This window comes from Streptococcus danieliae, from assembly GCF_009767945.1.
Taxonomy (GTDB): domain Bacteria; phylum Bacillota; class Bacilli; order Lactobacillales; family Streptococcaceae; genus Streptococcus; species Streptococcus danieliae.
Map to the genome: position 1 here is coordinate 1 of NZ_WSRS01000061.1, position 11,104 is coordinate 11,104.

Annotated in this window: 8 protein-coding genes; 5 read left to right on the plus strand and 3 right to left on the minus strand. The window is 44.1% G+C overall.

All coding sequences use genetic code 11. The features are described 5' to 3' along the window. Positions 1–225 precede the first annotated feature (225 nt). From E5983_RS06750 to malQ, 3 genes are read right to left on the minus strand one after another with little or no spacing between them, the layout of a single operon-like run. Positions 226–2,493 (minus strand): glycogen/starch/alpha-glucan phosphorylase, encoded by a 2,268-nt coding sequence (locus tag E5983_RS06750; protein ID WP_160333117.1) that lies wholly within the window; start codon positions 2,491–2,493, stop codon positions 226–228. A 36-nt stretch (positions 2,494–2,529) separates the two neighbouring features. After that, on the minus strand, positions 2,530–3,633 hold the full coding sequence (locus E5983_RS06755) for an ABC transporter ATP-binding protein (RefSeq protein WP_160333118.1): 1,104 nt from the start codon (positions 3,631–3,633) through the stop codon (positions 2,530–2,532). 20 nt (positions 3,634–3,653) lie between these two features. Continuing rightward, complete coding sequence (gene malQ / locus E5983_RS06760) at positions 3,654–5,162, minus strand: 4-alpha-glucanotransferase (RefSeq protein ID WP_160333119.1); 1,509 nt, start codon at positions 5,160–5,162, stop codon at positions 3,654–3,656. Between the two features lie 312 nt (positions 5,163–5,474). On the opposite strand from malQ, the gene E5983_RS06765 reads away from it, so the two are divergent. The 5 genes from E5983_RS06765 (at position 5,475) to E5983_RS06785 (ending at position 10,909) form a co-directional block, all read left to right on the plus strand. Continuing rightward, positions 5,475–6,728 carry an extracellular solute-binding protein gene (locus E5983_RS06765; RefSeq protein WP_160333120.1) on the plus strand — a complete coding sequence of 418 codons (1,254 nt, stop codon included), beginning with the start codon at positions 5,475–5,477 and terminating at the stop codon, positions 6,726–6,728. A 177-nt stretch (positions 6,729–6,905) separates the two neighbouring features. Then, on the plus strand, positions 6,906–8,198 hold the full coding sequence (locus tag E5983_RS06770; RefSeq protein ID WP_160333121.1) for a sugar ABC transporter permease: 1,293 nt from the start codon (positions 6,906–6,908) through the stop codon (positions 8,196–8,198). After that, positions 8,198–9,040 carry a sugar ABC transporter permease gene (locus tag E5983_RS06775; protein WP_160333122.1) on the plus strand — a complete coding sequence of 281 codons (843 nt, stop codon included), beginning with the start codon at positions 8,198–8,200 and terminating at the stop codon, positions 9,038–9,040. Before E5983_RS06770 ends, E5983_RS06775 begins: the two co-directional genes overlap by 1 nt. A gap of 78 nt (positions 9,041–9,118) precedes the next feature. Continuing rightward, positions 9,119–9,910, plus strand: coding sequence for a DUF1189 family protein (locus E5983_RS06780; protein ID WP_160333123.1), 792 nt, complete (start codon positions 9,119–9,121; stop codon positions 9,908–9,910). A gap of 12 nt (positions 9,911–9,922) precedes the next feature. Further along, positions 9,923–10,909 carry a LacI family DNA-binding transcriptional regulator gene (locus tag E5983_RS06785; RefSeq protein WP_160333124.1) on the plus strand — a complete coding sequence of 329 codons (987 nt, stop codon included), beginning with the start codon at positions 9,923–9,925 and terminating at the stop codon, positions 10,907–10,909. The last annotated feature ends 195 nt before the right edge of the window (positions 10,910–11,104 follow it).

An 11,104-nucleotide genomic window follows, 5' to 3' on the forward strand; every position in this document is an offset into this window, starting at 1 on the left:
TGAAAACAATATGATCCTGTGGTAAGACTGAAGCAATTTCTAGTGGTAAGGTGGTTTGATTTGTGTTATAGTGAATGTACATGGGATAGCCTTTCTCAGTATTTTGTCCTAATTATATTGTATCAAGACTATCTCCATAAGGCAAAAAGCAACGGCTTTAAAACCGTTGCTTTTTGCGTTAGTCAGAGGGGTTTTTGTCCCAGCCTCTTTTGCTTTTTCAAAAAATTATTTAGTTGGTTCCAAGTGCCATACTTGCTCATTGTATTGAGCAATTGTACGGTCAGATGAGAAGAAGCCAGCCATCGCGATATTGACAAGAACTTTGTCCAACCAGCTATCACGATCTTCATAAGCAGCCAAGGTTGCTTCTTTGACTTGGATGTATTCTTCCAAATCAAGTAGGGTCATGAACCAGTCCTTGTTCATCAACTCATGGTGAAGGCGTTCCAAGCGTTCTGGTTGACCAGTTGCACGCATTTGGTCGCTAACGATGAAGTCGACCAATGGACGGATGCCTTCTTTTTCGTAGTAGTGGTAAGAATCGTAGCCATGTGTTTCGTAAAGATCAATAACAGTTTGGCTATCTTGTCCAAAGATGAAGATGTTGTCATCTCCTACCAACTCGTGGATTTCCACATTGGCACCATCTGAAGTTCCCAAGGTAAGGGCACCGTTCAACATGAATTTCATGTTACCAGTACCAGAAGCTTCTTTAGAAGCAAGTGAGATTTGTTCAGAAATATCTGTCGCCGGAATCAAGTAGCTTGCTTCAGTAACGTTGTAGTTTTCAACCATAACCACTTGCAAGTGCGGTGCCACCGCTGGATCATTTTTAATGATCTCAGAAAGGGTCATAATCATGTGGATGATGTCTTGGGCGATGGTGTAAGCAGGTGCTGCTTTACCACCGAAGAACATGGTTACTGGACGAGCAGGGATGTTGCCAGCTTTGATATCCAAATACTTGTAAACCACATAAAGAGCATTCATTTGTTGACGTTTGTACTCGTGAAGGCGTTTGATTTGCGTATCGAAGATCGCATGGGTGTTGAGTTCAACCCCTTGTTTTTCCTTCAAGTGTTTAGCCAATTTCTCTTTGTTGTCACGCTTGATAGCTTCCAAACGCTCTTTCACAGCTGCGCGGTTTTCAACAGTCAACAGACCTTGCAAGAGCTCTGCATCGTGGTGCCAATCGCGACCAATTTCTTGGTCAATCAAGTTGGTCAATTCTGGATTCACATGCATCAACCAGCGACGGAAGGTGATTCCGTTGGTTTTGTTGTTGAATTTTTCTGGGTAAAGTTTGTAGAAGTTGTTCAACTCGCTATCTTTAAGAATCTCTGTGTGAAGAGCTGCTACCCCGTTAACAGAGTATCCATAGTGGATATCCATGTGCGCCATGTGGACACGGTTATTCTCATCGATAATTGCAACAGAGCTATCTTTGTAGTTCGCCTTCACATCCTCATCCAATTGTTTGATGATTGGAACAAGGTGTGGTACCACTTCTTCAAGGAAGTCCAATGGCCATTTTTCCAAAGCTTCCGCAAGAATGGTGTGGTTGGTGTAGGCTGTCATGCGTTTCACAACGGCTACCGCATCTGTGAAGCTGAGTCCACGTTCTTGCAAGAGGCGGATCATTTCTGGGATAACCAAGGATGGGTGAGTATCGTTGATTTGGATAACAGCGTAATCTGGAAGGTCATACAGATTGCTTCCTTTTTCAACCGCTTCATCCAAAATCAATTGGGCAGCATTGCTGACCATGAAGTATTGTTGGAAGATACGAAGCAATTCCCCTTGGCGGTTTGAATCATCTGGATACAAGAAAAGGGTCAAGTTTTTCAAGATATCAGTCTTATCAAACTGGATACCATCGTGGATGATTGCTCCATCAACTGTGTCTAAATCAAAGAGACGCAAGCGATTTTTCTTACCAGTTTTGTAACCTAGTACATCAATATCATAAAGGGTTGAGTGGAGGGTAAAGTGAGCAAATGGTACGTCATAGGTCCGCTCTGAACGGATCAACCAATTTTGCTCTTCGATCCAATGGTTTGGAATTGTTGTTTGCTCATTATTTTTCAAGACTTGTTGGAAAAGACCGTAATGGTAGTTCAAACCAACACCATCTCCGTTCAAGTTCAGAGTTGCGATGGAATCAAGGAAGCAGGCTGCCAAACGTCCCAAGCCCCCATTCCCCAAGGATGGTTCCAATTCAACTTCTTCCACTTCTGCCAAGCTTTTCCCTGCAGCTGCCAATTCTTCCTTAACTGTTTCGTACAAGCCAAGGTTGATCAAGTTGTTGGACAAAAGTTTTCCGATCAAAAATTCAGCTGAGATGTAGTAGAGTTTTTTCTTAGCATCATTGTAAGGAAGTTCTGCAGAGAATTCCTTTGTATAATTCAACAAAGCTACATAAATCTCTTCGTTTGAACAATCAGCCAAGTTTTTTTGCTGTACTTGACTCATATAGTCTTTAAAATCTAGCATGTTAATCTTCTATCTCCTAAATCGTCTTTCTATCAATTAATGTAAAATATTTTCTTCAGTTTCTTTATCAAAGAAATGGGCTCGGTTCATATCCAGAGCCAAGGACATTTTTTGGCCCATGTGAACGTCTTGGCGGCTGTGAACAATTGCTTTGAGATTGGTCTTGCCTAGGTGAGTGTGAACAATGTACTCTGCACCCAAGAGTTCTGCAAAATCAACATCTGCCTCAAATTGAGACTGCGGGTAGGTTTCTAAAACCAGGGGATCATTCGAAATGTTTTCTGGACGAATGCCCAAGATCACTTCTTTACCATCATAGCCCTTAGCTTTCAACTGGGCATATTGACCTTGGCCTAACTTAAAGTCTGTGCCATCCTCTGAGATAAAGTGGTCCCCTTGAATACGGCCATGAATAAAGTTCATGGTTGGCGCCCCCACAAACCCTGCGACAAACAAGTTCCGTGGATTTTCATAGATTTCCTTAGGTGTCCCAATTTGTTGCACAACCCCAATATTCATAACCACAATTCGATCCGCCATGGTCATGGCTTCCGTTTGGTCATGAGTTACATAGATGGTCGTAGCTCCCAAACGTTGGGTGATGCGGATAATTTCAGCCCGCATATCACCCCGCAACTTGGCATCCAAGTTGGACAGGGGCTCATCCATCAAGAAGACCTTCGGAGCGCGCACAATCGCACGTCCCAAGGCAACCCGTTGCCGTTGCCCACCCGATAGGGCTTTAGGCAATCGGTCCAAGAGATGGCTAAGGCCTAAGATTTCAGCTGCCTCTTCCACTTTTTTCTTAATTTCTTCTTTGGATTCCTTACGCAAATTCAAAGCAAAGGCCATGTTTTCAAAGACGGTCATATGTGGATAAAGGGCATAGGATTGGAAAACCATGGCAATGTCACGGTCTTTCGGCTCCACATCATTGACCAAATCTTGATCAATGTAAAATTCCCCTTGGGTGATATCTTCCAAGCCGGCAATCATACGGAGGGTCGTCGATTTCCCACATCCGGATGGACCGACCAGAGCAATAAACTCCTTGTCAGCCACCTCCAGATTAAAATCTTTAACGGCCTCGTATCCATTGTCATAACGTTTGTAAATGTTTTTGAGGGATAAAGTTGCCATAGGAAATGTCCTTTCCTTTCTTAGTTCGACAAGTTCTCGTTAGAACGGCGATAAGTCACAGTGAGGTAGGTAAGTAGGTCTTCTACTTCTTGGTTTAATTGCGTCTCTGTCATCCGCCATACCCAGTTCTGTCCAAGGGTCGATGGAGTATTCATCCGTGCCTGGCTTCCCAAACCCAAAAGATCTTGCATCGTCGCAATAGCCATAAAGCTGACAGATGAATAAACCGTCCGCAACATCGCTGCAGGCACTGACTCATCTTCACGCTTATTGGTGTACAATTCCATGAATCGACGTGTTTCTTCGTCAGCCTCATTTTCATACCAACCAACAACCGTATCATTATCGTGAGTACCAGTATACATTACGGAATTGTTTTTCGCATAGTGCGGCATATCTTGGCTATCTCCATGTGGATCAAAGGCAAATTCTAAGATCTTCATTCCCGGAAAACCTGTTTTTTCACGGAAATCATACACTTCCTGGGTCATATAACCGAGGTCTTCCGCGATAATATTTAGATCTCCCAATTCCTCTTTAACGGTTTTGAAAAGATCATAGTCTGGCCCCTTAACCCAACGGCCACCAATCGCATTTTCAGCTCCAGCTGGTACTTCCCAGTAGGACTCGAAGCCACGGAAGTGGTCAATCCGCACCACATCGTAAACTTTAAAGCTTTCTTGGAGACGTTTGATCCACCAAGAATAGTTGTCAGCCTTCATGGCATCCCAATCATAGATTGGATTTCCCCATAGTTGACCTTCTGCTGTAAAGGCATCGGGTGGAACACCGGCAATCCAAGACGGACGACCTGCTTCATCGGTTTTGAAGTAACGAGGTTGAGACCACATTTCTGACGAGTCTGCTGCTACATAGATTGGCATATCTCCAACAATCTCAATATGATTCTCATTAGCATAGCTTTTTAAAGCCAACCATTGTTTAAAGAAGAAATACTGTGTTACCCGATGGTAATTTACGGCCGGAGCTAAATTTTCACGGTATTCTGCCAGAGCGCGAGGCTCGCGAACTTTTGCTGCATCATCTGGCCAATCCAACCAGGACTTCTGACCAAAGTGTTCTTTAATCGCCATATATTCCGCAAAAGTATCCAACCAACTGGCAGAATCCTCTAGGAACTCTTGGTATTCTGGATTATCCCCCTTAGCCAGAAAATTGACAACAGCCTTCTCAAGTAACGGACGACGGTTGTAAAATAACTTCTCATAGTCGACTGCTTCTGGATTTTGTCCAAAATCAACACCTTCAAAATCCGCTTCTTCTAATAGACCTTCTTGCATCAAAAGATCAAAATCAATGAAGTGGGTATTTCCTGCAAAAGCAGAAAAAGATTGATAGGGAGAATCCCCATAGCTTGTTGTCCCTAACGGAAGAATCTGCCAGTAGCGTTGTTTTGTACGGACCAAGAAGTCCACAAAGTCATAAGCTGATTGGCCAAAGGATCCAATCCCGTACTTCCCTGGTAGGGAAGAGATATGCATCAAGACACCACTTTGACGTTGCTTCATAAGTATACCTCGCCTGTTTTCCATTTCGTCTACGCAAAACTTTGCGAAAACGTTTGCATAGCCATTATATCCCTTTTACCTGCCAAAAGCAAGATAAATTTGAGTATTTTTCCACTTTCAATTTTTTCTTGAAAGTTTCCTGAAAAAATATCATTTTGAGGGATAAAAAGTCCTTATTAATAGGAACTTTTACAGCTTTTATTTTATCATAAAAATTTTTTGAATATCTCTTGCAATCGCTTACAATATTTGATATAATTTTTTTGTTCAAAGAAAACGTTTGCTCTTTTGAGCTAGATAAAGGAGATCCTCATGAAGAAGAGAATTCTAAAAACAACTGCCCTTCTTTCGACTATTGCTTTTGCAGGAGTTTTGGTAGCCTGCAGCAACGGCTCACAAAATGCTGATTCCGGTAGTAAAGAACTAACGGTTTACGTAGAGGAGCAATACAAACCGTTCATCGAAGAAGCTGCTAAAACTTTTGAAAAAGAAAGCGGTACAAAAATCAACATCAAAACTGGAGATCAGTTGACTGGCTTGGATAACCTCTCTTTGGATAACCAGTCTGGTGAGGTTGTCGATGTCATGATGGCACCTTACGACCGTGTCGGCAGTCTTGGTAACGATGGCCAGTTGGCAGAAGTAAGCTTGGATGAAGGCAGTAAAACAGATGATACTACGAAAAAATTGGTAACCGCTGCAGATGGCAATATCTATGGAGCTCCTGCAGTTATTGAAACCTTGGTGCTCTACTACAATAAAGATTTGCTTCCAGAAGCACCAAAAACCTTTGAAGAAGTTGAAAAGTTGGCGGAAGATCCAGCTTACAACTTTGAAGGAGAAGCTGGTAAAAATACAGCCTTCCTAGCTGACTGGGTCAACTTCTACTATGCTTACGGCCTCTTAAGTGGTAATGGTGGTTACGTCTTTGGAAAAGATGGTACAGATGCCAAGGACATTGGTCTTGCCAATGATGGTTCCATCAAGGGCTTAGAATATGCCAAAACTTGGTATGAAAAATGGCCTAAAGGAATGCAGGATCAAAAAGGGGCTGCTAACTTAATTGAATCCCAATTCCAAGACAAGAAAACTGCTGCTGTGATTGATGGTCCTTGGAAGGCTACTGCCTTTAAAGATGCTAGTCTCAACTATGGTGTTGCAACTATACCATCACTTCCTGGCGGATCTAACTATGAAGCATTTGCCGGTGGTAAAGCTTGGGTGATTCCTGTCGCTTCTAAAAACATTGACGGGGCTCAGGAATTTCTCAATTTCCTAACCTCTACAGACCAACAAAAAGCCTTCTATGACAAGAACCATGAAGTTCCTGCCAATACAGAAGCGCGGAAGTATGCTGTAGACAGCAAAGATGAATTGGCCAATGCCGTTGTGAAACAATTTGACTCTGCTCAACCAATGCCAAGTATCTCTGAAATGTCAACTGTTTGGGATCCAGCAGCAACCATGCTCTTTGAAGCTGTTAGCGGTAAAAAAGCGCCAAAAGCTGCTGCCGATGATGCTGTAAAACTCATCAAAGATAGCATTGATCAAAAATTCGGAGAGTAACCCATCTCTCTATTCCGGGGTAAGAAGAGATTCATGTCTCTAAACCTCTAACTGTCATGTGGAGCAGGCTGGGACTTCTAGGTCTTGGCCTCTCTTCATTTTCATGAGCACAAAGGGGTTTGCAGATTAACCTAGCTCTTTAGCCCACTCCAAGCTATCTGATTCGAGGACTGATTTATGGAACAAGCAAACGCAAAAAAAGCCTTACTCGTATCCCTAATTCCCGGACTGGGGCAGATTTACAATCGCCAAAAAGTTAAGGGAGGAATTTTTCTAGGGATCACACTCTTATTCTTCGTTTATTTCTTTAGCATTGCCCTCTTCCAATTGCAGGGCTTGGTCACTCTGGGGTCCATGCGGGGGCGGGATAATTCCCTCTTCCTCTTGATTCAAGGAACCTTTCACTTGATTTTTGTTCTAGCCTATGTGGTTTTTTATGGTTTCAACCTCTGGGATGCTTACCGCACCGCCAATCGTTGGAATCAAGGCCTACCTGTGGCACAGACCTGGAAGGAAATGAGCCAGTCCATTTATGAAAATGGCTTCCCTTACTTACTCATTATCCCTTCCTATGTAGCTATGATTTTTGCCATTGTATTTCCGGTCTTGGTAACTATTTTGATTGCCTTTACCAACTACGACTTCAAACACCTGCCTCCAGCCAAGCTCCTCGAGTGGGTTGGCTTGACCAATTTTATGAATATTTGGCAGTTATCCACCTTCCGGTCTGCTTTTGGATCTGTTTTAAGCTGGACCATTATTTGGGCCCTGGCTGCCTCTACCTTGCAAATCACACTGGGAATTTTCACAGCCATTATTTCCAACCAGCCTTTTATTAAAGGCAAACGGATTTTTGGGGTTATTTTCTTACTCCCTTGGGCAGTTCCAGCCTTTATTACCATCATGACCTTCTCCAATATGTTTAATGATTCCATCGGAGCCATTAACACACAGGTCATTCCAACTTTTGCCAAGGTTCTGCCTTTCTTAGACGGGGTCTTGATTCCTTGGAAAACAGATCCCTTCTGGAGTAAGGTGGCCTTGATTCTCATGCAGGGCTGGCTCGGTTTCCCTTATATCTATGTCTTAACCTTGGGTATCCTACAATCCATCCCCCACGATTTATATGAGGCAGCCTATATTGACGGGGCCAACAGCTGGCAAAAGTTCACCAAGATTACTTTCCCAATGATTTTGGCCGTTGCTGCACCAACCTTGATCAGCCAATACACCTTCAACTTCAACAATTTCTCCATCATCTATCTCTTTAATGAAGGAGGACCTGGAAGTGTCGGTGGTGGTGCTGGATCAACCGATATCTTGATTTCTTGGATTTACCGACTCACAACCGGCACAGCCCCACAATACTCCATGGCGGCAGCCGTAACCCTGATTATCTCCATCATCGTGATTGGTATCTCCATGATTGCCTTCAAGAAATTACACGCTTTTGATATGGAGGAAGTATGATGCAACGTTCAATTACTTTTAAAAGACGCCTCAATCAAGGCTTAACCTACCTTTATTTGGGCCTCCTATCAATGATTATTTTGTATCCCTTAGCGATCACAGTGTCTTCGGCTTTTAAATCGGGGAACCTGGTTGCCTTCAAGTTGGACAGCAATATTCAGCTTTCCCTAGATAACTTTAGCGGACTCTTTACCGATAGTCTTTTTGGGACCTGGTATATCAATACTTTGATCATTGCGGTCTTGACAATGGTAATTCAAACCTCTATTGTTGTATTAGCTGGTTATGCCTATAGCCGTTACAACTTTATTGCTCGAAAACAAAGTTTGGTCTTCTTCCTCATCATCCAGATGGTACCGACCATTGCAGCTCTCACCGCCTTCTTCGTCATGGCGCTGATGCTCAATGCGCTCAACCAAAGCTGGTTCCTAATTTTCCTCTATGTTGGTGGAGGAATCCCAATGAATGCCTGGTTGATGAAGGGCTACTTTGATACGGTTCCCATTTCTTTGGATGAATCCGCTCGGATTGATGGAGCTGGACACTTCCGCCGCTTCTGGCAGATTGTTCTTCCGCTGGTTCGTCCGATGGTGGCCGTTCAAGCTCTTTGGGCCTTCATGGCGCCATTTGGGGACTACATTCTCTCTAGTTTCCTTTTACGGGAAAAAGAATATTATACAGTGGCTGTTGGTCTCCGTACCTTCGTCAGCGATCCTAAAAATCTAAAAATCTCCTTCTTCGCTGCCGGGGCCGTGTTAACGGCGTTGCCAATTTGTATTCTCTTCTTCTTCCTACAAAAGAACTTTGTTTCTGGTTTAACAAGTGGTGGTGACAAGGGATAAGCTTGTCCCACCTTTTTATACTATCTGACCTTGTCAAGTCTCCTTGATGAACCTTGGTCACCTAGAAAGGATTCCATCTTGCCCTACCCATTTAGCTATTTTCAAAATCTCCTGCCCTTCCGCCGTGCCTTTGAGCAACGGAAGCTATTAAACTGGCCTCAGTTACTCTTTACCTGGCTCTTCCTCTTGGCTTTGACCTGGATTCCCGTTAGTTGGACCAGCCTGCAACGAACTTCTTATCCCTTGGAACAGCTGGTTCCGCAAGCCTATCGGGTTTTTGATCAAAAACAACTGGATCAGATGGCAGCCACAGGGCTTCGTTTTGAGCACGGGCAAGCGCAAATGCCTCAGAAAAGCACTTGGCAGGTCGGTCACGATTGGATTGTACTGGGGGACAAGGCTCCTCAGACAGAAGGATTTAGCTGGGAATTTCAAGCCAATTATGCCCGCCTGCTCCAGTCTAATCAGGAGGTTGCACGCTTGACCTATGACCAGCTCCACACCCAGGACTTAGCCAATCCCGCAGCCTGGAGCCAAGCCTTAGATCTGGCTTGGTTTACCAGCAACCGCTTGGTGATCAGTCTCTTTCTGCTTGCCCTATCCTTGGGCCTGCTAAGCCTTAACTTTTTCTTGGTCAGCTTGGGGAGTGCTGTCCTGCTCTATCTAGTCAGCAAATCTCGTTTTAATAGCCTCCAGGGCTTTCAGGAAGCCTTTCATCTCATTCTCTATTCCTTGGGACTACCAACGCTAGTGACTTGCTTACTGGGCTTGCTGGGCCTAGATCTGCCAACATCGATTTTGGTTCAGAATAGTCTCTTCTTACTTACCCTCGCTTTGGTTTTTTACCAAACGCAATTTCGTGATCATTAAGGAGCTTTCATCATGCGTGTCACTATTAAGGATGTTGCGGAACGGGCAGGGGTCTCCCCTTCGACCGTCACGCGCGTCATTCAAGACAAACCAACTATCAGTCAGGCGACCAAAGAGCGTGTTCGTCGAATTATGAAGGAATTGGACTACCATCCCAACCTCAATGCTCGCAGCTTGGTTAGTAGTGAAACCAAGGTTCTGGGTTTGGTCTTGCCAGACGATTCCGATGCTTTCTACCAAAACTCTTTTTTCCCAACGGTGCTAAGGGGGATCAGTCAAATTAGTTCCGAACACCACTATGCTCTGTTATTGTCGACCGGGAGAACAGAGACCGAGCGGCTCGAATCCATTTCGCAAATGGTCCGGGGAAGACGTGTCGACGGGCTGATTTTCCTCTACGCCAAACCCCAGGATCCTCTGGTTCAGTTTGTTCGGGAGCAACATTTCCCTTTCCTCATTTTGGGCAAATCAACAGACCCCTTCACTTCTCTGGTGGACAACGACAACCGCCAAGCGGGAGCTGATGCCACCCATTTCTTACTGTCCAAAGGCTACAAACGCATTGCCTTTCTAGCGGGAAGCTTGGAATATTTTGTCAACCAGGACCGTTTCCAGGGCTACCAAGATGCCCTAGAGGAAGCTGGACTCCCAATGGACGAAAAGCTCCTCTACTTTGCCAAGGATTTACTGTTTCATGAGGGCTACCAGGTCATGGAAAATATGCTGGAAAAACAAATTCCCTTAGATGCCATCATTGTAACCGACAGCCTTTTGGCTGAGGGCGTCGCTAGTTATCTCCAAGATCACCAGCTCCACCTCCCCTGTATCAGCTTCACCTCCCTACCGCCAACCTATGATGTCACAGCCTATGTCGATATCCAGGCTTTGGAATTGGGACAGGAATGTGTGGAGACCCTTCTCCAAATTATCCAAGACCATAAAAAAGATCAGCAGACAGCCTACCAAAAAATCGTTGACCATAACCTGCTGGATCAGTAATGAACATAAAAAGACTGGCGTTTTCAGAACTCCAGTCTTTTGCTATTCTCTTCATGCGAGGCTGGAACAAAAGTCTACCCTCATTGACTTTGGCTAACAGCATTGTGTGCTGTTAGAGAGTATAGTTGTTTGAGATATAAACAGTATGTGCTATACTAGTGATATGGCATACGGAATTGATTTTAGAAAACGTGT